At 39.0% G+C, this 25,504-nt stretch carries 23 protein-coding genes and 1 rRNA gene; 13 read left to right on the forward strand and 11 right to left on the reverse strand.

Going from position 1 to position 25,504, the window contains the following annotated elements; genetic code table 11:
• Positions 1-94: ribosomal RNA gene (locus ACINWC141_RS09645) — 16S ribosomal RNA — on the reverse strand; the annotation flags it as partial.
• Between the two features lie 571 nt (positions 95-665).
• Here ACINWC141_RS09645 and ACINWC141_RS09650 point away from each other — a divergent pair.
• From ACINWC141_RS09650 to ACINWC141_RS09680, 7 genes are all read left to right on the forward strand, one after another.
• Positions 666-1,544 carry an MlaA family lipoprotein gene (locus ACINWC141_RS09650; protein WP_009390771.1) on the forward strand — a complete coding sequence of 293 codons (879 nt, stop codon included), beginning with the start codon at positions 666-668 and terminating at the stop codon, positions 1,542-1,544.
• A 111-nt stretch (positions 1,545-1,655) separates the two neighbouring features.
• Complete coding sequence (gigA, locus tag ACINWC141_RS09655; RefSeq protein WP_009390851.1) at positions 1,656-2,624, forward strand: RsbU family protein phosphatase GigA; 969 nt, start codon at positions 1,656-1,658, stop codon at positions 2,622-2,624.
• Positions 2,625-2,726: 102 nt separating this feature from the next.
• Positions 2,727-3,248 carry an anti-anti-sigma factor GigB gene (gigB, locus tag ACINWC141_RS09660; RefSeq protein ID WP_002117273.1) on the forward strand — a complete coding sequence of 174 codons (522 nt, stop codon included), beginning with the start codon at positions 2,727-2,729 and terminating at the stop codon, positions 3,246-3,248.
• A gap of 26 nt (positions 3,249-3,274) precedes the next feature.
• Positions 3,275-4,099: a carbon-nitrogen hydrolase family protein gene (locus ACINWC141_RS09665; RefSeq protein WP_009390794.1), complete on the forward strand. Its 825-nt coding sequence runs from the start codon at positions 3,275-3,277 to the stop codon at positions 4,097-4,099.
• Positions 4,100-4,113: 14 nt separating this feature from the next.
• Positions 4,114-4,488: a DUF4951 domain-containing protein gene (locus tag ACINWC141_RS09670; protein ID WP_009390722.1), complete on the forward strand. Its 375-nt coding sequence runs from the start codon at positions 4,114-4,116 to the stop codon at positions 4,486-4,488.
• A 166-nt stretch (positions 4,489-4,654) separates the two neighbouring features.
• Entirely contained in the window at positions 4,655-5,092 is a 438-nt protein-coding gene (locus tag ACINWC141_RS09675; protein WP_009390801.1) for a MarR family winged helix-turn-helix transcriptional regulator, read from the forward strand.
• A gap of 88 nt (positions 5,093-5,180) precedes the next feature.
• Complete coding sequence (locus tag ACINWC141_RS09680) at positions 5,181-5,612, forward strand: organic hydroperoxide resistance protein (RefSeq protein WP_009390777.1); 432 nt, start codon at positions 5,181-5,183, stop codon at positions 5,610-5,612.
• A gap of 58 nt (positions 5,613-5,670) precedes the next feature.
• Here ACINWC141_RS09680 and gspE read toward each other — a convergent pair whose 3' ends face one another.
• Complete coding sequence (gspE, locus tag ACINWC141_RS09685; protein WP_009390852.1) at positions 5,671-7,161, reverse strand: type II secretion system ATPase GspE; 1,491 nt, start codon at positions 7,159-7,161, stop codon at positions 5,671-5,673.
• A gap of 96 nt (positions 7,162-7,257) precedes the next feature.
• On the opposite strand from gspE, the gene ACINWC141_RS09690 reads away from it, so the two are divergent.
• Both ACINWC141_RS09690 and ACINWC141_RS09695 read left to right on the forward strand, forming a co-directional pair.
• Positions 7,258-8,079, forward strand: a complete 822-nt coding sequence (locus ACINWC141_RS09690; protein ID WP_009390731.1) for a DUF432 domain-containing protein — start codon at positions 7,258-7,260, stop codon at positions 8,077-8,079.
• Positions 8,080-8,088: 9 nt separating this feature from the next.
• Positions 8,089-9,006: a mechanosensitive ion channel family protein gene (locus ACINWC141_RS09695; RefSeq protein ID WP_009390876.1), complete on the forward strand. Its 918-nt coding sequence runs from the start codon at positions 8,089-8,091 to the stop codon at positions 9,004-9,006.
• Here ACINWC141_RS09695 and ACINWC141_RS09700 read toward each other — a convergent pair.
• The gene (locus ACINWC141_RS09700; RefSeq protein ID WP_009390780.1) at positions 8,996-11,800 is read right to left on the reverse strand and encodes a DUF2339 domain-containing protein; all 2,805 of its coding nucleotides are present in this window, start codon (positions 11,798-11,800) and stop codon (positions 8,996-8,998) included. The two genes, ACINWC141_RS09695 and ACINWC141_RS09700, sit on opposite strands and share 11 nt — an antisense overlap.
• A gap of 154 nt (positions 11,801-11,954) precedes the next feature.
• Between ACINWC141_RS09700 and polA the strand changes: the two genes are divergently transcribed.
• The gene (gene polA / locus ACINWC141_RS09705; RefSeq protein WP_009390845.1) at positions 11,955-14,726 is read left to right on the forward strand and encodes a DNA polymerase I; all 2,772 of its coding nucleotides are present in this window, start codon (positions 11,955-11,957) and stop codon (positions 14,724-14,726) included.
• Between the two features lie 53 nt (positions 14,727-14,779).
• Here the strand turns inward: polA and ACINWC141_RS09710 are convergent, their stop codons facing one another.
• From ACINWC141_RS09710 to ppx, 5 genes are read right to left on the reverse strand one after another with little or no spacing between them, the layout of a single operon-like run.
• A complete protein-coding gene (locus ACINWC141_RS09710; RefSeq protein WP_009390679.1) occupies positions 14,780-15,349 on the reverse strand; it encodes a YggT family protein in 570 nt (189 codons plus the stop codon).
• 21 nt (positions 15,350-15,370) lie between these two features.
• Positions 15,371-16,207, reverse strand: a complete 837-nt coding sequence (gene proC, locus ACINWC141_RS09715) for a pyrroline-5-carboxylate reductase (protein WP_155757891.1) — start codon at positions 16,205-16,207, stop codon at positions 15,371-15,373.
• On the reverse strand, positions 16,182-17,582 hold the full coding sequence (gene tilS / locus ACINWC141_RS09720; protein WP_081400097.1) for a tRNA lysidine(34) synthetase TilS: 1,401 nt from the start codon (positions 17,580-17,582) through the stop codon (positions 16,182-16,184). The genes proC and tilS overlap by 26 nt, the downstream gene beginning before the upstream one ends.
• The gene (locus ACINWC141_RS09725; RefSeq protein ID WP_004794519.1) at positions 17,519-18,340 is read right to left on the reverse strand and encodes an acetyl-CoA carboxylase carboxyltransferase subunit alpha; all 822 of its coding nucleotides are present in this window, start codon (positions 18,338-18,340) and stop codon (positions 17,519-17,521) included. The genes tilS and ACINWC141_RS09725 overlap by 64 nt, the downstream gene beginning before the upstream one ends.
• Before the next feature lie 18 nt (positions 18,341-18,358).
• Positions 18,359-19,879 (reverse strand): exopolyphosphatase, encoded by a 1,521-nt coding sequence (gene ppx / locus ACINWC141_RS09730; protein WP_009390850.1) that lies wholly within the window; start codon positions 19,877-19,879, stop codon positions 18,359-18,361.
• Between the two features lie 278 nt (positions 19,880-20,157).
• Here ppx and trxA point away from each other — a divergent pair, with 278 nt between their 5' ends.
• Positions 20,158-20,484, forward strand: coding sequence for a thioredoxin (trxA, locus tag ACINWC141_RS09735; protein ID WP_003655060.1), 327 nt, complete (start codon positions 20,158-20,160; stop codon positions 20,482-20,484).
• 322 nt (positions 20,485-20,806) lie between these two features.
• The gene (gene rho, locus ACINWC141_RS09740; protein ID WP_004794523.1) at positions 20,807-22,075 is read left to right on the forward strand and encodes a transcription termination factor Rho; all 1,269 of its coding nucleotides are present in this window, start codon (positions 20,807-20,809) and stop codon (positions 22,073-22,075) included.
• A gap of 164 nt (positions 22,076-22,239) precedes the next feature.
• Here rho and ACINWC141_RS19565 read toward each other — a convergent pair whose 3' ends face one another.
• Positions 22,240-22,392, reverse strand: a complete 153-nt coding sequence (locus tag ACINWC141_RS19565; protein ID WP_081400098.1) for a hypothetical protein — start codon at positions 22,390-22,392, stop codon at positions 22,240-22,242.
• Positions 22,393-22,486: 94 nt separating this feature from the next.
• Here ACINWC141_RS19565 and ACINWC141_RS09745 point away from each other — a divergent pair, with 94 nt between their 5' ends.
• The gene (locus ACINWC141_RS09745) at positions 22,487-22,729 is read left to right on the forward strand and encodes a hypothetical protein (protein WP_005302445.1); all 243 of its coding nucleotides are present in this window, start codon (positions 22,487-22,489) and stop codon (positions 22,727-22,729) included.
• Positions 22,730-22,824: 95 nt separating this feature from the next.
• Here the strand turns inward: ACINWC141_RS09745 and ACINWC141_RS09750 are convergent, their stop codons facing one another.
• Together ACINWC141_RS09750 and pheT are read right to left on the reverse strand one after the other, a co-directional pair.
• Positions 22,825-23,121, reverse strand: a complete 297-nt coding sequence (locus ACINWC141_RS09750) for an integration host factor subunit alpha (RefSeq protein WP_000126166.1) — start codon at positions 23,119-23,121, stop codon at positions 22,825-22,827.
• A complete protein-coding gene (pheT, locus tag ACINWC141_RS09755) occupies positions 23,118-25,499 on the reverse strand; it encodes a phenylalanine--tRNA ligase subunit beta (protein ID WP_009390758.1) in 2,382 nt (793 codons plus the stop codon). The genes ACINWC141_RS09750 and pheT overlap by 4 nt, the downstream gene beginning before the upstream one ends.
• Between the last annotated feature and the right edge of the window lie 5 nt (positions 25,500-25,504).

The raw sequence follows: 25,504 nt of genomic DNA on the forward strand, positions 1-25,504 counted from the left end.
AAGTGATAGTGCAAGCACCATCACCCCGCTCGACTTGCATGTGTTAAGCCTGCCGCCAGCGTTCAATCTGAGCCATGATCAAACTCTTCAGTTAAAAATCATTTTGCACCTTATTAAAGACAAGGTGCCAATTCTGGCTCATTAATTTTCTGACTTAAATTTCGCTCAAATAAACTTCGAGTAATTTAAACCAATCAATCAATGATAATATTTCGATTAATCAATCAGTAAAAATCCACACAAGTTGTTCTTCAATTCTCTTAATGATCTTCTTCCTGGTTCGTCACCAGCAAGCTAGGTCGGCTATATTACTCTTAATCTCTTAAAAGTCAACAGGTAATTTCGATATTTTTAAAACTTAATCTCTAAACCAACTTCTCATCAAATTCATCACTTAAAGTAATCAACTCAATTCCAAGTAACTGTTTTTCAACAAGTTTCTATCTGCATCACCGCCGATGGATGTGCATTATAGACCATCCCAATCCCTTTGCAACCCCTTTTTTAAACAAACATTATCGTATGCTTGTTTTTTAGCCTTTTTAGCATTTTATCTATATTATTTGATCAATTTTACATTGATAATAGGTTATCAATTTTGTATTAAAGCATATCTCCATCCAACTGCACTTAAGTATTAGCCTGGCTGGCGGTTAAGGAATTATATGAATTATTCTAATTTAATTTTACTCAGCGTGTTATCTGTAGGTGTTTGTACCTCTATATATGCTCAAGAAAACACGGTAAGTGAATCTGCTAATGCTAGTTCATTAGAAGAAACAGGGTCGAATCATCCCCGTTCACAAATTATTAAAGATTTAAAAAATATTAAAGTTAAGGATTTAAAAATTAATGCGAATGCAGCGCAACCAGATCCTGTAAAAGATCCTTTGCAGTCGTTGAACCGTCCAATTTATTCTTTTAATGATATGTTAGACCGCAATTTTTTGCGTCCTGTTGCTGTTCAATATAGAGAAAAGACCCCAGAAGATGTACGTGGTTCTTATCGCCAGTTCCGTAAAAATCTTGGTGAACCTTGGAATGCCGTTAATCAGCTTATTCAAGGCCGTCCTGGTCGCGCAGCAAAAACTTTAGGTCGATTTACAATTAATACCTTAACTACTCTTGGTTTAGCTGACCCAGCCAGCCGCTTAGGTTTACCGACTGAGGAAGAGAATTTTGGTGTAACTCTAGGCTACTATGGTGTGCCTTCGGGACCATTCCTTATGTTACCTTTCTTTGGACCAAGTACCTTACGTGATGGTTTTGGTTTAGCAGTAGATGCTCAAGCTCGTCCACAAAAATATGTTATGGATGACCAAGATGGGCTTTATTGGTCAAGTAATCTATTACAAGCTGTTGATACTCGTGCTCAATATCTAGACTTAGATCAAACCTTACAAGGTGATCAATACGCTATGATTCGAGACTTATATCTCCAACGTAAAGCATTCCAGATTGCAGAGAAAAAGGGCGACTCAGCGGATGTATCTTTCATTGATGATGATTCAGAAGATACACCTGATGAGAATCAAAACCCTTAAAAGATGAAATAAAGGTATTGCTTGAATTGAGAGTTCGGCAATACCTTGATTTTGGTCATACATACTCTATGATGAATAAAGTGATCATATAAAAGGACTACCATATCTTCTATGTATTTTATTAAACCGACACGCTCTATTCCTTATTTAGAGCAAGCTTTGGATAAACTACCAGGCTTACAAGTCATTAACATAGATGATTTAGACTTATATGATCCAACCATCATTGCAATTGCAGATGTACAAGATTTTCTAACTTATAAGTGGAATTTACCCACTATTGTAATTGCTTTTGAAAATGAAGGTAGTGCTTTAGCTCATGCATGGGAAGCAGGTGCTCTTGCAGGTTGGGTATGGAATCAACTACCTAACGATTTAAACAAAGCATTATCAAGAATCGATGCCCAATATAAGCGAAATCAAGATAGTCGTGATTTACCTTCAGCTGCTGAACTACAAAAACGGTTATTACCCAATCCAATTGATTTATTAAATTATGAAGTCGAAACTTTCTTTCAGCCTTCGGCTTATCTTTCCGGTGATTGGTATGATTATTGGAAGCTAAATGATAAGGAAGTTTTATTCTACCTTGCTGATGTTTCAGGTCATGGTGTAACCAGTAGTTTATTAACATCATGGATGGCAGCTTTTCATGGTCGATCTAAAACACCGAGACAATTAATTAAAAAATTAAACGGGATGTTAGTTCAAGAAAATATTGAAAAGCACATTACGATTGTGGTGGGTATTTTAAATCTTGAAACTCATACTCTTCGCTGGTCAAGTGCTGGACATTACCCCCCTCCTATCATTTTTGAGCCCAATCAAGCACCGAAGATTCTCACAACAAGTAGTTTCCCATTAGGTTTAACCGATGAACTCGAAGTTGAAGAGCATGTTTGTACATTAAATCGCCACGCACGCTTCATTGTTTGCTCAGATGGAGCTCTTGAACCCTTTGATGGTGGTTTGAATGATCAATTCCAACAATTGGTCCATCATTTGCAAAATCAATCATTTCAAGCACCCGATCACGTGGCCGACGATATTGCCATCTTCAGTCTTTGTCGAATGAATTAATTTACGAATCAATTAATTACATAATATACGACCTAAGGACTCTTGAGTCTGGGATGGCACTATGTGATAATTTTTCTATCCTTCTCTGAAAATGGCATTTATATGTCAACAGGTCATGTTGAATATGCAAGTTTAAATGGAACGCATATTTTCAAACTTATTGGTGAAGTGCGAGCCCATTCTTGTATAAGTCTAGACAAACTTTTAAACAGAATTGAACAGCAAGAGAATGTTGTAGGTGCAATCGTTGATTTAACCCAAACAACATTTATTGATAGTACTGTATTAGGCATCCTAGCTAAGCTAGGTTTAAAGCTTAAACAGACTCATCATATTCAAGCTGTGATGCTATCTACCAATCCAGATATCACAACCTTAGCCAACAGTATGGGGCTAGGGCAGGTTTTTGTTATTTTGAATTATTGTGGTGATCCTAATGTTTGTACGTTAACGTTAACAGATGAACAAATCACTCATAATGCAATGCTAAGAACTGTTCTGGATGCACATAAGACATTGATGAAACTCAATGCAAATAATCAGAATATGTTTGAGCCACTTGTGAAGCAGTTACAGAAAGAACAAGATACGCTTGAACAGGTTTCTGACAAGCAAAATGCCTGATTTTCACCATTAAGCCGGATTAGAATATGACCCTTGTTTCTGTTGCTCAAATGAACTCTCAAGATGATATTGAAAATAACTTTCAAGTCATTGAGTCTTTGATTCAACAAAGCAAGGCGCAAAATGCCAGTTTGATTGTTTTCCCCGAAAACTTTGTATGTTTTGCCGCTGGAAAACAACGTGAAACTGCTGAGCAATTTGAATCTATTCAGCAAAGGCTTGAGAAACTAGCTCATCAATATCAAATCTGGATTATAGCCGGTACTTTACCATGCCCTTTTCGTCCAGATGGATCCATCATTCAAGATGGGCGTGTCCGAACTGTTAGCCTCTGTATCAGTCCTGAACGTACAGAAGCACGTTATGACAAGATCCATTTATTTGATGTACAAGTTGGTGATGCTGTCGGTGGTTATCAAGAGTCTCGTTTCTTTGAACCAGGAACAGACGTAGTAGTCACATCTACTCCTTTTGGCAATATTGGCTTAATGGTATGTTATGACTTACGTTTTCCAGAGCTTGCTCTAACGCTAAGACAACAAGGCGCTCATATTCTTACTGCCCCTGCTGCATTTACCTACACAACTGGACAAATGCACTGGCAGCTTTTGCTACAGGCTCGGGCAATGGATAGCCAATGTTATGTTTTAGGTGCAGCACAACAAGGCTGGCATGGTGAAAAACGACAAACCTGGGGACACTCTGGGGCAACAGATAGTCGTGGTCAAATTTTAAGTATGATTGAAAATGAAGGGAATGGATTAATTACTGTACCCTTTGATTTAACTGCACAAGAACTTGTCCGCTCTTCAATGCCTCTAATGACACACCGTAAATTGATTCACTATTAAAAGTTTAATTATTCATGTGGAAATACTTATTTAGCTTTTTTTGCTTGGGGGCAAATATTCATTGTTATGCAGAGTTCGGTACAACGAATCATTTCGTTTCACCAACTGCACAGCTCAACTCAGATATTCTCCCCTCTACTCCTAAAAATATTCCTTTGCCTGCATTTGGTCAGAGAATAATTGGATGGGGAACGGGCGCAGAAGGTGCGAGACAACGTTTAGAAAATATTCAACCTGCAGATGTTTCTATGATTAAAAAACAAGGAACAACACTTGAAATGATCACTGCTTGGCAAGATTTTTATGAACAAGAGCAACAACGTAATGCGAATAATCCTACTGCTAAATATCGCGCGCGTTTAATGAAAAAAATCGCAGATCTATGGTAGCCAGTTTTATCTAAAATATTTTTTATCTTATGGAATAATTGATTCAATTATTCCATTTTTTATATCTTTTAATTTATTTTATTCATAACCTATTCTTATGAACATTTAAGAAACTGAATAGAACGCGATATACTACAAAAGCAATATTAGTTTCTTTGAGGAAGATATGGACCAAGACTGTCAAAACTTAAAGCTTGAGAATCAACTATGTTTCCTCGTCTATTCAACAAATTTAGCTCTTAATCAGCTCTACAGAAAACTTCTAGTACCTTTGGGTATTACTTATCCTCAATATTTAGTGATGTTAGTTTTATGGGAACAGGATGAAGTGACTGTTTCAGAAATTGGCGCAAAGCTATTTTTAGAATCATCTACCCTCACCCCCATTTTGAAAAAATTAGAAGCCCTACACTTTCTTCACCGTACTCGCTCAACACAAGATGAACGCCAAGTTATTATTACGCTAAGCGATGAAGGAAAAAAATTAAAAGATCGAGCAATGGATATTCCAGCCGAAGTATTAGACGCAAGCTCATGTGATATGACAACGCTACTAGGCCTAAAAGATCAACTTACTAAACTCCGTACAAACCTAGTCAAATAAACAGCAATTTTTTCAAAAAATATACTTGTCAAAATAATTAAGTCGTGTACGATATATTTGTATTCAATTTATTTTAGGAATAAAAACGATGTCATTAGAAAAAGTTGTTTATCGTGCAAAAGCTAAAGCAACCGGTGGTCGTGATGGCCGTGCAACCTCATCTGACGGTGTATTAGATGTACAACTTGGTGTACCTAAAGAAATGGGTGGTGCCGGCGGTGCTGTAACAAATCCTGAGCAATTATTTGCAGCTGGTTATTCAGCGTGCTTTTTAGGAGCTTTAAAATTTGTTGCGAACCGCGATAAATTTAATATTCCCAAAGATGCTTATGTTGAAGGCGAAGTAGGTATTGGTCCAATTCCTACAGGTTTTAGTATTGAAGTAACTTTAAATGTTTACTTGGTTGGCATGGATCGTGAAGAGGCTGAAAAGTTAGTTGCAGCAGCTCATATTGTATGCCCATATTCAAATGCAACTCGCAACAATATTGATGTAACTTTTAATATTGTAACTGAGTAATTTTTTAAGTTTTAAAAATGCCCGAATCTTATCGGGCATTTTTATTACGTGTTACAAATTATACTTCACTTGCTTCATTGGTTACTCGAAGCACTTCTTCAAGTGTAGTTTTACCTGTAAGTACTTTGCGTAAACCATCATCACGAATAGAACCCGAATACTGACGAGCATGATTTTCTAATTCAAATTCAGCTGCATTACCGTGAATCAGACGGCGCATAGGTTCATCAACAGGTACGATTTCATAAATAGCCGTACGCCCATTGAAGCCCAAGTGAGAACAGTGATCACACCCTTTAGCTTCAGGTAACTTCAACACAGGTTCACTATGGACATGTTGAAAAACCTGTCTTTCAAAAGTATCAGCTTCACGCCATGCCATGCAATGTGGGCATAAGGTACGAACCAAACGTTGAGCAACAACACCAATTAAAGAACTAGATAATAAGAATGGTTCAATCCCCATATCTTTAAGTCGAGTGACCGCACCAATAGCGGTATTGGTATGTAGTGTAGACAACACTAAATGACCCGTTAATGATGCTTGTACTGCAATTTCAGCAGTTTCGAGGTCACGAATCTCACCCACCATGACCACATCTGGATCTTGACGTAACATTGCTTTTAAAGCACGAGCAAACGTCATATCCACTTTAGTATTAACTTGTGTTTGACCAATGCCTTCAAGTTGATATTCAATCGGATCTTCCGCTGTCAAAATGTTGCGCGTATTATCGTTTAGATCAGATAAGGCTGCATACAAGGTCGTCGTTTTCCCCGAGCCGGTAGGACCAGTTACTAAAATAATGCCATGGGGGCGATGTACTAATTGAGTTAAACGCTCATAGTCATTTGCCATTAGACCCAAATGGATCATATTAAGACGACCCGCTTGTTTATCAAGCAAACGCATTACAACTCTTTCACCATGTGATGAAGGTAAAGTCGAAACACGGACATCTACTTCTCGTCCGGCAAGACGTAAAGAAATACGCCCATCTTGCGGTACCCGCTTTTCTGCAATATCGAGCTTTGCCATGACTTTAATACGTGAAACAAGCAACGGTGCCAACTCACGGCGTGGCTGTACAACTTCACGTAATTGACCATCTACACGCAATCGCACAGATAATTTCTTTTCAAAAGCTTCAATGTGAATATCAGAAGCGCCCACCCGAATTGCTTCTGAAAGTAGCGCATTAATAAGACGAACAATTGGAGCATCATCTTCTTGGTCCATCAGGTCTTCTGTTTCAGGAACCTGATCGGCCAAGCTTAATAAATCTGGATGGTCTTCTAAACCTGCTGCAACTTGTTGTGACTCCCCTGTATCACCTGCATAACTGGTACTTAAGAGTGTATTAAATTCTTGTTCAGTACATAATTGGTAATGAGCTGGCTTACCTAAAATTCGTCTTGCTTCCTGCAATGCAATTTTTTCAGTATTTTGACGTCTAATAATAAATACTTGATCACCGTCATAACGAAATAAAACACCATGACGCTTGGCAAAACTATATGGAACTTGTATTTGTTTCAATATTTGCATCACAATTTATAATGATGAGTAAGATGATTTTGAGTGTACTCTAAGCAGATTACAGCGTGAAGTCTGTTTAACAACTCGGTAGAGGAATTTTACGTCTTGTTTGAAAATAATGAATATCAGCCTCGCCCCCAGAATTCTTTAAAATGGTGGGGTGAACAGCACTTTGAAATTAACCAGTCTAAAGCATGGCAATTTGGTTCAATGCTTTTTCGTCTAACGCGCGGTATAAAAGAATGGCGCATCGAATATTATCGCCCATCTCTTCAAGATGATAATGAGCAAGATTGGCACCCAATCGCAGATCCGAATTTTGCCTTTCCGCATACGGTTCAAGTAGAACGCTACATGTTTCGGAAAACTAATCCAGAATTCCTACTGATGCCACGTCTAGCAGACCGCTCTGTGGTCATTAAACCTGTTGACCCTATCTACATTCCAGCGGGACAACGCGGAACTCTTTATATTAGTACGCCCTTATGGATTGCCGGGTTGGTTGAAAGTCAGCATGAGCCTTTGTTTGAAATTCCTCTAATTCAGCCCAAAGATACATGGTTTGGTCCAAATGCCCAGCAAGGCGAAATTTGTTATGCCACTTCAGTAGATGGGCGTACCGATTTGAACCTGTTAACGCCACGTGCTTTTCGTGCGGTTACACCGATTGATTTTCACAATACCAGTAACCATCAATTGCGTTTTGACCGCATGAATGTACCAGTTACCGCCCTGCCTCTTTTTTATAGTGAAAGTACGGGGCGTTTATGGACTTCTCAAATTAAAGTTTATTATGAAGGCTCTGATCGTCCCGCACGCATTCGTATTGAAAATCGTACGCCACCACTTGCTGGTGAGGTGACCTATGTTCATCCACCACGTTCACCTGGTGGAGCATTATTCAATATGTTTGATTCATTCTTTTAAGAGGTTTATATGGCTGATACAAGTATTCCTAAGGATATCGCTGATAGCCTCACAAGCATATTTACCAATATTAATACCGAACGTATTAGTGAAATTTTAGTCGGTGTTGTGCTGTGTTTTATTGGTTTTGTTCTTGCCCGTATTATTTCAAATACATTTATTAGAACCGTTGGTTCACGTTTTAATGCTCATCAACGTCTGGTGTGGCGCCGCGGTATTTTTTATTTTATTTTCTTACTCTTCATTATGACGAGTTTAAAAGAAGCAGGATTCAAACTTAGTGTATTCCTTGGTGCAGCAGGTATTTTAACCGTAGCGCTCGGTTTCGCATCGCAAACATCAGCCAGTAACTTGATTAGTGGTTTATTTTTGATTGGTGAAGGTTCATTTGAAGTCGGTGATACGATCCAGATTACGCTCATTCGTGGCAATACAATTGAAGGTGAAGTGATCTCGATTGATTTGCTTTCGGTTAAGCTACTTACATTAGACAATGTCTATATCCGTTTGCCGAATGAACAACTTATTCGTGCACCCGTACATAACTTATCTAAATACCCAATACGGCGCATTCCAATTACACTCGCAATCAACTTTCATGAAGACATTATTAAAGTCCGCGAGGTTCTGCTTGATGTGGCAGCCCATTATCCGCTTGTGTTAGATGACCCAAAACCTGCAGTTACAGTTACCGCGTTTAGAGAGTCATCGATTGAGCTTTTATTTGCAATGTGGTGTAGACAAGAAAACTCTTTAAAAGTTCGGGATGAGATGCAAGAACGAATTCGAAATGGATTTTTAAATAACCAAATCGAAATTCCTGTTCCTAAAATGGGACTGATTGATCGACCATCTAGTATTTTTGCTGAAGATGATATCGATCAATACAGTAATCAAAGAGAATTAAAACAAGAGCCTAAAGCTTAGGCTCTTCATTTTTTTGTATAGCAAATGACGGCGGTAATGGCGCAAGATAAGCAATAATCAACATTACCCCACCTGCTGCAATAAACGAAATGACCCGAGTTAATGTCGCACTTTGCGATAGATCAAGCAAAATTAACTTTAATACGACTATTCCTAAAAGTGCAGCGCCGACAAACCACAATTGACGAATCATTTTGCGACTTGAGAAGGTGGTTAAAATGAATGCCAAGATTACCCAGAGCAATGTCAAACTTAACTGCACTACGCCATTTGTCCAAATTGCAGCACTCCAGAGTGGCGTTGCCCAGTAATGGTGCAAACCTCTGACCACCACACTACTGAATACTAATAACCCCACTAGAATTGTTGTAATCTTAAAAGTCCACTCCAATGATTTATCTTGATCAAAAGTATGTTGATAAATAATAAAGAGTAGACCTGCAAATACCACAATTGAGAGAAAGTCAGTTAAGTTAATCAAAGGAATAAAATAAAGATACTGGGCAGAATGCATATCAACACTGACTACAAGCAACCAGACCAAGCTTAGACACCACACCGGAATTTGATGTAACAATGTAGTTTTATGAGTTTTATACGCCCAAAACGAATAAACCACAGGTACAAAAGCCAAAGCAACAATTGGCATTTGAGGAAAGATCGCCAGTCCAGTCACGGCTAATGCTAACCAGCTTAAACCAGCCCATAATTTTAAATATCCAAACTGACCTGATTGTGGTTGAGCCGTTATGAATAAAGCACTGAGGAGCATTGCCGCAATGAGGAAAGTACCCTGCTGCAATATGCTCGGCCATTTAAACATGCTGAATACTTGACTGGTAAAAGCCTCACCCAAAATTAACAACAATAACAGGCTAATTAAACTTAACTGTAGACTCTGCCATTGGACCCTTAGTTTGTAGTGAACAACTACACTAAATATTGATAATAAGAGTATCGCAATCATCAAATATGGACTTAAGCCGTGATGTTTCCATGTCAAAATTTCTATACCCGCTATAGCACCTGCATACATCCCTAAACACAAGAAAATACCGCTAAACATGCTGGCACTAAAATAGTGTTGCTCTTTACTGTTGTATTGCAACAAATAGAAGGCAGAAATAAATTGAGCCATTGCATAAATGCTTGTGCTTAGAGTCGGGAACTCTGCATTCGCCCAAAATTGATAAAACAATGCAACTGAACTGAGTAAAACTAAAATTACACCAATATATCGGCTTAAACGGTAGCGCTCAGTTACTCCCCACACAATGAGGGCCGTACCTTGAGCAACCCAACCAATCGCGGTCCAATGCGCCCCTTTCGCGAGTGGAAAGATTAAGGCAAAAAATGCAACGGCGAGAATGAAAAAGCTTTTTGCAAGTACCGAAAGTTGAGGATGGGTCTTTTTGATCCAGAAAGTTAATACTGCATAGGTACCAGCCAAAACAGCAGCACCAATCGTCAATGCTTGTGTAGACTCATGTACCAAGTAAGCGTGAAGTGTAAAACCTAATACAGGCACACTAAAAATAAGACCCACATCTAAGAGCGGAGGTAAACGAATCCCTTCTTGTTTTTCGTGTGCTGAAACCCGAGAGATATTTTGGCTATAACGCACACTGAGCCAAATAAACAATGCTATATGTAGCCATAAAATCCAGTCTAATGTGTCAAATTTTGCAGGTTCTGCATAAAAACCTATCGCACTACCACCAATAAACATTGTGGCAAAGAAAGCAATCTGATTTAAGATTTTCCAAGGCTGTATAAAGTTAACCGCAGCAACAGCAAGATTAATGACCAAGTAATAGCTAAATAAGAAAACCACATCGGGACGATACTGCGGAATAACCAATGGTGCTGCGTAAGCCATACCAAGTGCTAAAATTGCTAAATAAATTGCCTTTTGTTTTAAACTTAAGAATACGGTGATCGCTAATAAAATCGTAAATAGAATACTCGCTGTCATTAAATTGGCAATTACACCAAAATGATGCGAGAACACAAGTGTTAGGAATACAACAGCTAGTCCTACCCCCTGCAATGCTACAGCAAAAAGCTGATTTTTCTTTTGCAAGCTATATCCAAATGCCGTTAATACGCCTCCGGCAATTGCAATAAAACCAAGTTTCACACCTAAACTAAGTTGCCAGTGCTCACTTGCGAAACGCAATAACAACACCACCCCAACCATGAGTACAGCAACAGCAACTCTTAAAATTGGATTACCATGGACCATCCAGTCGACTGCTGGTTGCCACCATGTACTCTGTACCTGAGCTGGTTGTTCTTCTTGATTTAAAACTGATGTTTCAACAGGAATTAACATGTCTGTATTATTGGAATCAACTTGCTCTAACGCTGGAGTTATAATTTCTGTTTGTAGAGTTTCGTTTACATGAACAGTTTGTTTTACTGACTCGAGATATAATAGTCGAGTATGAAACGCACTAATCGTTTGGACCAAACATAGCAATAAAACTAGGAATGCCCCACCAGCAATCCACATCCAGTGATTCATATAAGCAACTAATGCAACCAAGGCGGCCGCATAAATTACTATTGTTTGCGTATGAATAGAATAAAGTGGTTTTTTCTGCTGAGAAAACTGTTGTTCTAAATGAGTTAGACGCTGATGCAGATTTGATAATAACTGAACCAGTACTACCACGAGTGCAATAGATAAAGCAGCAACAGCACTCTGAAATTTAAAACCAATTGAAATGGCTAAAAACAAAGTCAAAGCGATCAAAACGATGATCATTCCCTGTTTGTCTTTTTTATACATGGGCTTAGCAATATGACACCTTCATTACATGTCATCTTACTTCAAGCCAATACAAGCGTATATTTATACATACAAAATACTGCAAAAATCATAAACCTGCATTCATAGCCATTTTCACGTAAAATAGCCGTAATTCAAATTAAGGAATTGTTCAATGCCACCATTTGTCTTGGTTGATGGGTCCTATTTTTTATTTCGTGCATATCATGCATTACCACCATTGACGACCTCTACAGGGTTACATACCAATGCAATACGTGGAGCAATTTCTGCGATTCAAAAACTTATGCGTCGTATGCAACCGACGCATATGGCCGTAATTTTTGACACCCCAGAACCAACTTTCCGTCATAAGCTTTCACCAATCTATAAAGGTGATCGCCCAACCATGCCTGAAGAGTTGTCTCAACAGATTCCATATTTGCATGCATTGATTAAAGCTCAAGGAATTCCTTTATATAGTCTTCCTGGTGCAGAGGCAGATGACATTATCGGTACACTTGCTAAACGTGCCGTACTCGAAGGCCATCATGTGCTTATCTCGACCGGAGATAAAGATATGGCTCAGCTCGTCAATGATCATGTAAAACTCGAAGATAGTTTTAAAGATCGTGTACTCGACACTGACGGTGTATTTGAAAAATTTGGTGTTTGGCCAAATCAGATTATCGACTATTTAACGCTAATGGGTGATGCGTCTGACGGCATTATGGGTGTGCCGGGCGTGGGTGCAAAAACAGCAGCTAAGTTACTGACTGAATATGGCACTTTAGACAATATCATTGCCAATGCAGATCAACTTAAAGGTAAGATTAGCCAAAATATTAAAGATAATTTAGACAATATTAAACTTGATCACCAGTTAGCCAGTATTGTTTGTGATCTTCCTTTAGAACTCGACTGGCATGAGTTAAAGCTTACTGATCCAAACGTAGAAGCTCTACGTAATCTTTATACTGAGCTTGAGTTTAGAAATCAGTTACAGTCACTTGATCATCCAAACAACCCAAACAGTTCTACTTATAAACAACAAGCTTCGCAGACTGTTGTTCAAAATGAAGTTAAACCTGCTGAATCTATAGAAACTGAAGATCAAGCTAGCTTAACCAGCCAAGATGATCAGCTTGGAACTGCAAATTATCATACTGTTTTAACTCAAGAAGCATGGGATCAACTCTTGCAACGCATGCAAAATGCTGATCATTTTGCCATTGATACAGAAACTACAAGCCTTGATTATCGTATTGCCGAAATGGTCGGTTTTTCAATCGCATTTGACGCAGAAGATGCATATTATGTGCCTTTAGCGCATAACTATGAAAATGCTCCTGAGCAACTGAACCGTGAACAAATTCTGGCTCAAATTAAACCTGTACTAGAAAATGAAGCGGTTAAAAAAATCGGACATCACCTTAAATATGATGCCCATATTTTTGCCAATCATGGTATAGAACTTAAAGGCTGGTATTTCGATAGCATGCTGGCATCTTATGTACTGAATGCAGCAGCTACTCGACATGGAATGGATGATGTTGCTCGCGTCTATCTAAGCCACTTAACCACCACTTTTGAGCAAATTGCTGGCAAGGGTGCAAAGCAGAAAACTTTTAATCAAATTGAGATTGAAGTAGCTGCCCACTATGCAGCAGAAGATGCACATGTGACCTATCGTTTGTATGAAGTACTTTCAAATAAACTTAAGCCATTTCCTGAGCTAGAAAATATTTTATATAACATCGAAATGCCAGTTGCCCGAATTCTGTCAGGCATGGAAGAAAATGGTATTCGTCTAGATCATGCATTCCTAGATAAACTAAGCGTTGAATTTGCAAAAACGATGGAAGGTCTTGAAAATCAGGCCATGGAAATTGCAGATGAAACTTTTAATATTGCGTCACCTAAACAAGTAGGCGAAATTCTATTTGATAAATTAGGAATCAAAGGCGGCAAAAAAACTGCAACTGGGCAATACAGCACCAGTGAAAGTGTTTTAGAAAAAATTGAACATCCTTTAGCGGAAATTATTCTAGAGCATCGCGGTTTGGCAAAACTAAAGAGTACCTATACGGACCGTCTGGTTGAACAATCTCATAATGACACGCACCGTGTACATACGAGCTATCATCAGGCACTCACAGCGACAGGTCGCCTCTCCTCTTCCGATCCTAACTTACAAAACATCCCAATTCGTAGACAAATTGGCCGTCAAATTCGTAAAGCATTCATTGCACCAGAAGGCCGAGTTTTATTGGCTGCCGATTACTCGCAAATTGAACTACGTTTAATGGCACATTTTTCTCAAGATGATGCTTTAGTACATGCGTTCCAGCACGGACAAGACGTTCACCGCCGTACTGCAGCAGAAGTGTTGGGTATTGCAATTGAAGATGTAACCAATGATCAGCGTCGTCAAGCCAAGGCAGTCAACTTTGGTCTACTTTATGGTATGTCTGAGTTTGGCTTGATTCGCCAATTAGGCTTCACACGTCAAGAATCGCAAAACTATATCAAGCAATATTTCCAACGTTATCCTGGCATTTATGAATATATGCAACGCACGCGTCAAGTTGCATCAGAGCAAGGATTTGTTGAAACTATTTTAGGCCGTCGTCTTTATACTCCGGATATTGATGCACGAAATGTGATGGTACGTAAAGCTGCTGAACGGGCTGCGATTAATGCACCTTTGCAAGGTAGTGCAGCTGATATCATTAAACTTGCAATGATTGAAGTCGATAAAATGCTGCCAAAAGATCAGGCAAAATTACTTCTTCAAGTGCACGATGAATTAGTTTTTGAAGCAGATCAAAACATTGCTGATGAACTTTCTAAGCAAATTGCAAATGTTATGGAGTCAGTAGTAAAAATTTCTGTGCCTTTACTTGTTGAAGTAGGACAGGGACTAAACTGGGATGATGCCCATTAATTAACAGAAATAAAAAAGGGCTGTGAAATACAGCCCTTTTTTATTGAGTCAGCTTAAAGTCCTGTTAATAGAACTTTTGCGACTTCATTCATTAAGATCTCGGCAATATAGAGTGCCAAAAATGCTAAAATTGGAGATAAGTCAATCATTCCCATATTAGGCAATAAACGACGGAATGGCGCGAGTAATGGTTCAGCCAAATCTTGAATCACCTCAATATAAGGCGAACGCGATTGAGTAAACATAACCACCCAACTCAAAATGATTGTTGCAAAAATTAAATAACGGCAGAAACGAATCAAGTCCTGAATCATTGTCACAAAAGTCAGAATCACTAAATGAACCGGACTATTTGGCATAGAACCAGAAAGATACATTACACCGAAAATTTTCAGTAAATATAAAATAATTAAGAGAGCCAACGCAGCCAAATTAAATCGGCCTTTTGCGACCGTCGGAAAAATTCGGCCAAAAATATCAACAATTTTAGTCGCCTTTACGGTCGATAAAACCACAGGATTATAAGGACTTACTGCCGCCAATTGCATTAAAAAACGGAAAAAGACCAATAAAATCGCGACATTAATTAAAATTCCAAAAATTAGCGCAGAATTTGCACCCATAGTTGTCTTATCCTATTTAAGCTATTTCGCACTGTCACTCAATTCTTGAGCCAATTCTTGGCTACGCTTCTGTGCAGCAGCCAATGCAGATTGAATATTTTGGGAGATTTGTGCACGGTCAAAAACTTCAAGTGCAGCTTGTGTTGTACCATTTGGCGATGTCACATTCTTACGAAGTTCAGATGGAGTGTTTGAACTGGTAATTGCCATTTGAGCTGCACCTAACGCCGTTTGTAGAGTCAACGCGGTCGCAACTTTTTCATCCAATCCTAAATTTTTACCCGCACGGATCATGCTTTCCATGAGATAGAAAAAATATGCAGGACCTGAGCCAGAAACTGCTGTTACCGCATCAATTTGAGCTTCGGAGTTTACCCAAATTGTTAAGCCTGTGGCTGCCAAAATCTGACTTGTTAATTCACGATCCGAAGCACCTACTACATCATTTGCATAGATACCATGTGCGCCTGTTTGAACCAGAGCTGGTGTATTTGGCATAACTCGCACAATTCGATCACTATCAATTAAATTTGATATCGTTTGAATTTCAGCACCAGCAATAATTGAAATGACCAATTTATCTGATAACAGACCTTTCAACGGACGTAAAACATTCGCCAAAACTTGTGGTTTTACCGCCAGCACAACAACATCAGCATTTTGAATTGCAACCACGTTATCTTGTGTTACGTGGACTTCTTTCTCTTGTAATAATTGACGGATCTGCTCAACAGGATCTGAAACGGTAATACGTGTCGGTGGTAAACCTCTTGAAATCAGCCCGCCAATTAAAGCTTGGGCCATATTACCGCCACCAATAAAACAGATATTACTATTTACTGCACTTGCCATAACTATATTCGCCATTTACCAGATTACAAGAATGAGAAATTAAATCTGGTTGCCATCCTCCTTGCTCACAATACGGAGACTGAGCCAACCAAAATCCTTTCGGTGTAAAAACCCCAAGCATAACATTATCTATGACTAATATTTGAATTGTATGACGAAGCCAAGGCAAAATATGTGCTTCTTGAATTGCTTTTTTTAATGGCCATTGCCCAACACGACCATATAAATGGACTTTTTCCCCACCTTGACGTCGAATTATTGTCAATTTTTTATTTAATAAAGATGGAGCCAACCCGATATTTTTCTGTGTAATCTGAAAATTTCCTGAAGCGTAATGCACTATTTCCCCCATTTGGAAATGATGCTCTGATTTAGCTTCAACTGGACTTAATGTTTCAGCAAGAAAAGTCTGCTTATTCAATTTATAAAGATGATGTTGATAACGGACATAGTAAAAGTGGTTCCAGTGTAATGCTGCTTGTGCATCCAACTTTGAATCAATCACTTCATTTTTTAAGCGCTCAACCATTTCAAATGCAGGTCGATATTGTCCATCACCTTTCATCCAAACTGAAAGTAATTGACGTTGACGAGCAGCTGATAAATCTAAAATTTTAGTTAAGTCTAAACACTCAGCGCTACCACAATACTGTAAATCGACTTTCAAAACTTCTTCTAAAATTTCAGAAGCATCTTGCATGAGATAACTTGTTCGGCTCAGGGCTTGCTGCATTTTAGGAAAGCGATTTTGTAGAAAAGGCCAAAGCTCCTCACGTGACCACGCCCTATCATAATGAATATCGTAATTTGTCGGGTCATTTACATACTCAATTTCAAGTTGAGTAGTCCAATCAGCAATTTGCTCACGAGATAAGTCTAAAAAAGGACGCCAAATCGTCATATCCACACGATAATCAATAGACTGCATAGCAGCTAATCCATCAACGCCCGCACCTGACAATAAACGTAGTATTACCGTTTCAGCCTGATCTTGCTGATGATGAGCAAGCACTAAAATTTCGTTTGCTTGTAAATGCTGTCGATAAGCTTGATAACGCGCCTGACGTGCTTGGGCTTCCAGATTACCGTCGGTAACCTGAACTTTCTGAATAATATAAGAAATATCTAAGCGAGTGGCTTGTTCAGCAACGAGTTTGCCCCATTCTGCACTTTGTGATTGCAGTTGATGATCGATATAGATTGCTCGGATCTTTTGAGGGAAAATTTGAGACATCAAATGTAGCAGCAGCATAGAATCCATGCCACCACTACATCCAATAAGAAAAGAACTACTTTCCGAAAACTGTTGAGCTTGCCTTAAGACATTATGCCTAAGTTTGCGCTGCCAAACTTCATTAAACGTTGATAACGTTCTTCGCATCGTTCATTTGCATCCATTGGTAGCAACTCATCCAAAGCTTGCTTCAAAACTACTTTTAGGTTTTGCATAACTTGCTCAGGGTCTAAATGTGCCCCTTCGCCTTCATCTACTACATATTCAACAATACCTAAAGATTGTAATTTATCAGCAGTCAAACCTAAAGCTTCGCTTGCTTGAGCCGCTTTTTCAGCAGTTTTCCATAAAATAGATGCACAACCTTCTGGTGAAATCACAGAATAGATACTATGCGATAACATAATTACTCGGTCAGCAACGCCAATACCTAAAGCGCCACCAGAACCACCTTCACCGAGTACTGTTGCAACAACAGGAACTTTCAAACTTGAAAGTTGAGCTAGACTCGTTGCAATTGCTTCGGCTTGTCCACGCTCTTCAGCACCAACACCAGGGTAAGCACCCATCGTATCAATAAATGTGAAAACCGGAAGGTTAAAACGCTCAGCCATATCTAATAGGCGTTGAGATTTACGGTAACCTTCAGGGTTAGCCATACCAAAGTTATGCTTTAATTTTTCACGGGTACTACGACCACGGTGTTGTCCAATGACCATCACAGGTTGACCGTCAAAACGAGCAAGACCACCTACCATCGCACCATCGTCACCAAACAAACGATCACCATGCAAGGCGTCAAACTCTGTAAAGATTTCACCGACATAATCTAGAAACTGCGGACGTTCAGGATGACGTGCAATTTGAACCGTTGTCCAAGCTTTGGACTGAGTAGATTTTTTCATAGGTCGAATATTATCCCTTTAATCGATAAATTTTTCCGACTGAATATTCAATTCAATGTCCCAATGCTTAAACTGCTCTTGCTCATCGTGCAAGTCGGCAACTAACAATGGCCATTGTTTGGCATCACCAGAAACACTAAGCTGCCATTGTTGATCATTTATGATGGTCAGTTCAATGGCAGGAAGCATCTGATCACTTCGACTATGGTTGAGTAAAACTGCTAGGCGAAGCAATAAACTTAAGTAAAGTAATTTATGACCACCAGCCTTCAAAATTTCGTTTTTTACATCATTTCGCAATTTACGACGATGATGAGCAACTAAATGTGAAAGATGATTTTGATCAATTTGTGAGAAACCAGGAATATCAGAATGCTGTAATAAATAAGCACCATGGCGATGATAACCACCATGACTAATTGCTAAACCAATTTCATGCAAATAAGCTGATCGACGCAGTAAGTCACTGTCTTCACTCGTTAAATTCAGGGATTTAGCCACACCATCAAATAGGTGTTGTGCTGTTTTGACCACACGTTCTGCTTGTTTAGGATCGGCATTATAACGGCCCATTAGGGCTTGGACACTGCGGTCGCGGATATCTTCATGTTTAAATCGACCTAATAGGTCATACATAACACCTTCGCGTAAAGCACCATCTGAATATGCCAAACGATCAATTTCTAGAACTTCAAAAACTGCGTACAAAATTGCCAATCCGGCTGGCAAAACTGCTCGTCGATCTTCTCTTAACCCTTCAAAATCAATTTCAGAAACATTTTTAAACTTAAGCAGTTTATCTTTAAGTTTATATAGCCCTTCCCGAGTGACATTTTCTTGTTCATCACTTAAGCCCATATTCACCATAATTTGGCGGCAGGCTTTAATCGTTCCACTCGAACCAACGACAGTATCCCATCCTTCCATTTTATAAGTCGTTGCAATAGCAGAAAGTTCTTTACGGGCAGCAACTACTGCTTTATCAAATGATTTCTGGGTAATTTCCCCATCAGAAAAGTAAGCTGTTGTATAGGCCACACAACCCATTTGTAATGATTCTGTATAAATAGGTTCAAACTCTTCGCCGATAATGAATTCAGTAGAACCACCACCAATATCGACGACTAAGCGACGCCCGCCATTGGCCATCGTATGCGATACGCCCAGATAGATCAGACGGGCTTCTTCTCGTCCTGCAATAATTTCAATAGGTTTAGGTAAAATTTCTGCAGCTTTTTGAATAAATTCATGTCCATTTTTTGCCTGACGCAAGGCATTTGTAGCCACAATTCGTAAACGATTAGGTTGAACCGAACTCAATCTTCCGACAAAACGTGCTAGACATGCCAAACCACGTTGCTGAGCAGCTTCTGTTAAATTTTTATTCTCATCTAAACCAGCTGCAAGCTGTACTTTTTCTGACATCGAAGCAACTTTTTTAACTTCACCATGATCTACCCGTGCAATTGCAAGGTGAAAACTGTTCGACCCCATATCTATGGCGGCAAGTAATTCTTCATCAATCAGAAAGTCAGACATTATTGAACTAAACCCATAACAATTCACGCCTAGAGTAATTCACACGAATGCAATTGAAAAGTCATTTTCATCAACAATTAACTGTCATTTATATTTTTCTATTTATGAGTTGATTGTACAAGTCGATGATGAATATCGTGAGCATCCATTAGACAAATTTAGTGAAGCCTTGAATAATAGCATCAAACCCTTACATTGAACTAAGTAGCTATGTAATACTGATAGAGATAATTTTCTCCTGTAGTAATAGCACTTTTTCTAAAAATTGGAGCCGTACCATGTCTGCGACTATTGTAAATACAACTGATGATAACTTCCAAGCAGATGTTCTAGATGCTGAAACACCAGTACTTGTTGACTTCTGGGCAGGTTGGTGTGCACCGTGTAAAGCAATTGCACCTGTTCTTGAAGACCTATCAAGTGAATATGCTGGTAAAGTAAAAATTGTTAAAGTTGATGTGACTTCTTGCGAAGATATTGCGGTGAAATACAATATCCGTAATATTCCTGCTTTATTACTTTTCAAAAATGGTGAGGTTGTAGCTCAACAAATTGGTGCTGTACCTCGCTCTAAACTTGTTAGCTTTATTGATGAAAATGTTTAAGTCAAAATGCTAAGAATGAAAATACGCTATACTTTTTTATAGCGTATTTTTTTCGGCTATAAATTGACAAATTAACTAAGCTGGCTTATATTGCATGCTCAAGAGGCACTGAAGGGAATCATCTTCGTCCGGCTTCTTACAAGACACAAACATAAAGATCGCCACTCGGCAACAGAAATTGTTTTTTCACATTTTTCTTCGAAACAATCAATCAGACTTCTGAATTGTTATTGTGTAAATACAATTGCGATAATCTTTTTTGTATGCGAGCGATTTTTCTTCTTTTTAAACCACACTCTACTCTTTCCTAATTCTGACCCTTATGAATTTAACTGAACTCAAGAAAAAACCAATTGGTGAATTAATTAAAATTGCTGAATTTATGGGCCTGGAAGGTATGGCTCGTAACCGAAAGCAAGATATTATCTTTGCCATTTTGAAACGCCATGCGATGAATGGCGAAGAAATTTTTGGTGATGGCGTTCTTGAAATTCTCTCTGATGGTTTTGGTTTTTTGCGATCTGCCGCAGGTTCGTATTTAGCAGGTCCGGATGATATTTATGTGAGTCCCTCACAAATCCGACGCTTTAACTTGCGTACAGGTGATACCATCACAGGTACTATTCGCCCTCCAAAAGAAGGTGAGCGTTATTTTGCGTTGCTCAAAGTTAACCAGATTAACTATGACACGCCAGAAAATTCTCGAAATAAAATTCTATTTGAAAACTTAACTCCACTTTTCCCGACTGAACAATTGGTTATGGAACTAGGTAATGGTACGACAGAAGATTTAACTGCTCGTGTTGTTGATTTAGTTGCGCCAATTGGTAAAGGGCAACGTTCTATTATTGTTGCACCGCCAAAAGCGGGTAAAACAATGTTACTTCAAAATATTGCTCAATCTATTGTTAGAAACAATCCTGAAGTATTCCTGATTGTTCTATTAATTGACGAGCGTCCAGAAGAAGTAACTGAAATGGAACGTACTGTTCGCGGTGAAGTCATTGCTTCAACATTCGATGAAGCTCCAGCTCGCCACGTGCAAGTTGCAGAAATGGTAATTGAAAAAGCAAAACGTCTTGTTGAACATAAAAAAGACGTTGTGATTCTGCTTGACTCGATTACCCGTTTAGCGCGTGCATATAACACTGTCATTCCTTCATCAGGAAAAGTATTAACTGGTGGTGTGGATGCTCATGCATTAGAACGCCCTAAACGCTTCTTCGGTGCTGCACGTAATATTGAAGAAGGTGGATCTCTTACGATCATCTCAACTGCTTTGATTGAAACAGGCAGTAAAATGGATGACGTCATTTATGAAGAATTCAAAGGTACAGGTAACCAAGAGATTACTCTTGATCGCCGTATCGCTGAAAAACGCGTCTTCCCTGCCATGAACATTAAGAAATCCGGCACCCGTCGTGAAGAGCGTTTAATGGATGATGATAACTTACGTAAAGTTTGGATCCTCCGTAAGCTTCTCCATCCTATGGATGAGTTGGCGGCAATGGAATTCTTACTTGACCGTATGAAAGAAACTAAAACAAATGATGATTTCTTCGATCAAATGAAACGTAAAGCTTCAACTTAAACGATTAATCTTCCATAAAAAGCCACTCTTTTGAGTGGCTTTTTATTTGGTTGACAAACTTTACACAAAGATACATTTTGCAGCTTTTTATGTAAAATTATTTATAAGCTTTTGATAATAAATATTTTTGAATTAAAAAAATTAAGTTTTTTAGTAGCTTATCTCTACCTTTTCCAATACAGTCGGACTGATTGATTGTTTTTTTCTGTTAAAAAACAGACTGTTTTTCTCTTTTTCATACGTTTTTTTGATAGACGACAGTAGTATTTCAGCATTTGCAGTGATAGCATAGCGGCAGACCAGTTAGACTGCTCCATGCGTTGTTACCTAGCTACGTTTTAGGAATAATAAAAGCAAAACAGTCCAACTTAGGTTTTTTTAATCTCAAATCTTTTTTGTGAGAGTGATGCCATGTTATTCAAAAAATTTGCTGTTGCTGCTGCTGTAGCTGCTACTTTAGCTTTCGTTGGTTGTTCTAAGAAAGAAGAAGCTCCTGCTGCTGCTTCTGAAGCTGTAGCTGCTGCTTCTGAAGCTACTGCTGCTGCTTCTGAAGCTGCTGTAGCTGTTGACGCTGCTGCTTCTGACGTTGCTGCTGCTGCTTCTGACGTTGCTGCTTCTGCTTCTGACGTTGCTGCTGCTTCTGCTGCACACTAATCTATACTTAGATTAGAAAAAAAGAGGACATTTTGTCCTCTTTTTTTACGCTTAAATTTTAGAAAAATATAAAAACTATAAATAAAAAAAGCAGATCAATCGATCTGCTCATTTCCAACGCGTTGTCTAAACTTCTGACCTGCTCTAAAGGTCACTACCCTACGTGCCGAAATTGGAATTTCTTCACCTGTTTTAGGATTACGTCCTGGACGTTCGCGTTTATCTCTTAACTCGAAATTACCAAAACCAGAGAGCTTAACCTGCTCTCCTGCAATAAGTGCTTGGCTAATTTCATCGAAGAACAACTCGACCATTTGTTTTGCTTCACGGCGATTTAAGCTGGTTAACTCACTTAAATGATCAGCCATGTCTGCTTTAGTTAATGCTGTCATGAGGCCCTCAATGTCGCTTGATAAGTGTTTTCTAACACTTGGATTATATTGTCCATACCAGATTTAATTTCAGCATCTTCAAGCGTACGTGAAGGATGTTGCCATAATAGTGCAAACGCTAATGAGCGCTTACCTTCTTCGACACCCTGCCCCGTATACACATCGAACAGCCATGTAGAGTCTAAAAGCTCTCCACCAGTTTGTTCGATTAACTGCTGAATATCTCTAACATTTATATTATCAGAGATTAAAAGCGCAATATCACGTCTGATCGAAGGAAAACGTGATAATTCTGTAAAATTAGATACATAAGATTGCAAAACAGCAGTTTGATCGAGTTCAGCAACCCAAGTTGTGCTTAAATCTAGCTCATTTTCTAAAGATGGATGCAAACGACCTAAGTAACCAATTGATTGTCCATCAACTAAAATTTCAGCAGACTGCCCTGGATGCAACCATGCACGCTCTGAACGCACATATTCAACTTTGACGCGACCAGCAGCTAAAATCTCTTCAACCTCTCCTTTGAAGTCGAAGAAATCCATTGGTTGAGGCTTAGAATGCCATGTTTCTGGTTCTTGCGAGCCTACTGCAATTAGAGCCAGAGTAGGAGTCTGTTGTAAGTCTTCAATGTTCTTCGCATTTTGATAATCAAAACGCAGTCCGAATTCGAAAAAGCGCACGCGACTTTGCTGACGGTTGAGGTTATATTGTACGCAAGGAATTAAACTAGAAAGCAAAGTACTACGCATTGCAGCCAAATCACTTGAAATTGGATTTGCTAACATCAATGGCTTAACTTCAGGATTTAATTGCTTTTCAAGTTTCGCATCAGCAAAGCTAAAGCTAATTGCTTCTTGATAACCCAAAGTCACGATCGTTTGACGCAATTCAGCAAGTTCAAAGCGATCTTGATATTTAGCAAATTTAACATCCATGCTTGGTAAGCTAATCTGGATATTGTCATAACCATCAATACGCGCTACTTCTTCAATTAAGTCTTGATAAATAGCCATATCGTAACGATGTGAGGGGGGCACTACACTCCATTCACCTTCAGCTTTAACTGTTACCTTACACCCTAGTCGAGTTAAAGCATCTGCAATGAACTCACCCGCCACTTGATATCCTAACAACTGGTCAACCTGAACTTGTTTTAGTTCAATTGCTTCTCGTTTTGGTAAAATTTCCGCTTTTTCAGCTACAGTAATTGGACCAAATTCGCCGCCTGCTAACTGTTGAATAAGCTGCGAAGCACGATTCATGGCAAGTAAAGGTAACTCAAAATCTACCCCACGTTCATAACGCTGCGAAGAATCGGTATGTAAACCGAAACGACGAGCACGCCCAGCAATCGCAAGTGGTGCAAAGAAAGCACTTTCTAGGAAAATATCAGTTGTATCATCGGTTACACTTGATGCTAAACCACCCATAATTCCAGCAATTGCCAAAGCTTTTTGGTCATCAGCAATTACCATTATATCTTCTTGCAACTCAACTTCTTGATCATTCAAGAGTTGTAACTTTTCTTGTTGTGTTGCTTGACGAACATGTACAGTCCCTTCGATTTTAGACAAATCGAATGCATGCATTGGTTGACCCAATTCCATTAAGACATAGTTAGTCACATCAACCAAAATACTATGAGTACGAATTCCTGAACGCGCTAAAGCTTGTTCCATCCACTCAGGAGTAGCAGCTTTTACATTAACATTCTTAACTACACGCCCTAAATAACGTGGAGCTCCATCAGTACTGATAACTACTTTTTTCTCATCAGCAATGGTGGCATCAACTGACTTGATTTCAGGTTCATTCATTTGCAGCTTATTAATAACTGCAATTTCACGAGCAATACCACGAATACTAAAACAGTCACCACGGTTCGGTGTAATACTGATATCAATGACATTGTCGTCAAGTTTTAAGTATTCACGGATATTTACGCCTACCGGAGCATCAGCTGGTAATTCAAGTAAACCATCGATTTTATCTTCTAGATCAATCTCAGAAGCTCCACAAAGCATTCCTTGTGACTCAACACCACGAAGTTTACCTTTTTTGATTTTAAAATCACCAGGTAATACCGCGCCAATGGTTGCCACAGGTGCTTTCATTCCAGCACGGACATTTGGTGCACCACAAACAATTTGTAGTGGCTCACCTGAACCAATATTCACAGTTGTAACGCGCAAACGATCTGCGTCTGGATGCTGCTCAACCGTGAGCACTTCACCGATTACTACACCCGTAAATGGTTTAGCCACAGGTGCCAATTCATCAACTTCAAGACCAAGCATCGTCAACTGATCAGACAATGTATCACTATCAATTGCCGGATTAACCCATGTACGTAGCCAATTTTCGCTAATCTTCATCTTTA

The organism is Acinetobacter sp. WC-141 (assembly GCF_000313935.1).
In the GTDB taxonomy this organism is placed as follows: Bacteria; Pseudomonadota; Gammaproteobacteria; order Pseudomonadales; family Moraxellaceae; genus Acinetobacter.

What these genes read in the sequence shown, in the direction of transcription:
- ACINWC141_RS09750 (WP_000126166.1), bottom strand. Translation starts at nt 23,121, where the DNA reads ATGACAGCATTAACTAAAGCAGACATGGCTGATCATTTAAGTGAGTTA.
- ACINWC141_RS09695 (WP_009390876.1), top strand. Translation starts at nt 8,089, where the DNA reads ATGGCTGATACAAGTATTCCTAAGGATATCGCTGATAGCCTCACAAGC.
- ACINWC141_RS19565 (WP_081400098.1), bottom strand. Translation starts at nt 22,392, where the DNA reads ATGGAGCAGTCTAACTGGTCTGCCGCTATGCTATCACTGCAAATGCTG.
- pheT (WP_009390758.1), bottom strand. Translation starts at nt 25,499, where the DNA reads ATGAAGATTAGCGAAAATTGGCTACGTACATGGGTTAATCCGGCAATT.
- trxA (WP_003655060.1), top strand. Translation starts at nt 20,158, where the DNA reads ATGTCTGCGACTATTGTAAATACAACTGATGATAACTTCCAAGCAGAT.
- ACINWC141_RS09650 (WP_009390771.1), top strand. Translation starts at nt 666, where the DNA reads ATGAATTATTCTAATTTAATTTTACTCAGCGTGTTATCTGTAGGTGTT.
- gspE (WP_009390852.1), bottom strand. Translation starts at nt 7,161, where the DNA reads ATGCAAATATTGAAACAAATACAAGTTCCATATAGTTTTGCCAAGCGT.
- ACINWC141_RS09725 (WP_004794519.1), bottom strand. Translation starts at nt 18,340, where the DNA reads ATGAAAAAATCTACTCAGTCCAAAGCTTGGACAACGGTTCAAATTGCA.
- ACINWC141_RS09675 (WP_009390801.1), top strand. Translation starts at nt 4,655, where the DNA reads ATGGACCAAGACTGTCAAAACTTAAAGCTTGAGAATCAACTATGTTTC.
- ACINWC141_RS09745 (WP_005302445.1), top strand. Translation starts at nt 22,487, where the DNA reads ATGTTATTCAAAAAATTTGCTGTTGCTGCTGCTGTAGCTGCTACTTTA.
- polA (WP_009390845.1), top strand. Translation starts at nt 11,955, where the DNA reads ATGCCACCATTTGTCTTGGTTGATGGGTCCTATTTTTTATTTCGTGCA.
- ACINWC141_RS09710 (WP_009390679.1), bottom strand. Translation starts at nt 15,349, where the DNA reads ATGGGTGCAAATTCTGCGCTAATTTTTGGAATTTTAATTAATGTCGCG.
- ACINWC141_RS09680 (WP_009390777.1), top strand. Translation starts at nt 5,181, where the DNA reads ATGTCATTAGAAAAAGTTGTTTATCGTGCAAAAGCTAAAGCAACCGGT.
- gigB (WP_002117273.1), top strand. Translation starts at nt 2,727, where the DNA reads ATGTCAACAGGTCATGTTGAATATGCAAGTTTAAATGGAACGCATATT.
- tilS (WP_081400097.1), bottom strand. Translation starts at nt 17,582, where the DNA reads ATGCGAAGAACGTTATCAACGTTTAATGAAGTTTGGCAGCGCAAACTT.
- ACINWC141_RS09670 (WP_009390722.1), top strand. Translation starts at nt 4,114, where the DNA reads ATGTGGAAATACTTATTTAGCTTTTTTTGCTTGGGGGCAAATATTCAT.
- ACINWC141_RS09665 (WP_009390794.1), top strand. Translation starts at nt 3,275, where the DNA reads ATGACCCTTGTTTCTGTTGCTCAAATGAACTCTCAAGATGATATTGAA.
- gigA (WP_009390851.1), top strand. Translation starts at nt 1,656, where the DNA reads ATGTATTTTATTAAACCGACACGCTCTATTCCTTATTTAGAGCAAGCT.
- ppx (WP_009390850.1), bottom strand. Translation starts at nt 19,879, where the DNA reads ATGTCTGACTTTCTGATTGATGAAGAATTACTTGCCGCCATAGATATG.
- ACINWC141_RS09700 (WP_009390780.1), bottom strand. Translation starts at nt 11,800, where the DNA reads ATGTATAAAAAAGACAAACAGGGAATGATCATCGTTTTGATCGCTTTG.
- rho (WP_004794523.1), top strand. Translation starts at nt 20,807, where the DNA reads ATGAATTTAACTGAACTCAAGAAAAAACCAATTGGTGAATTAATTAAA.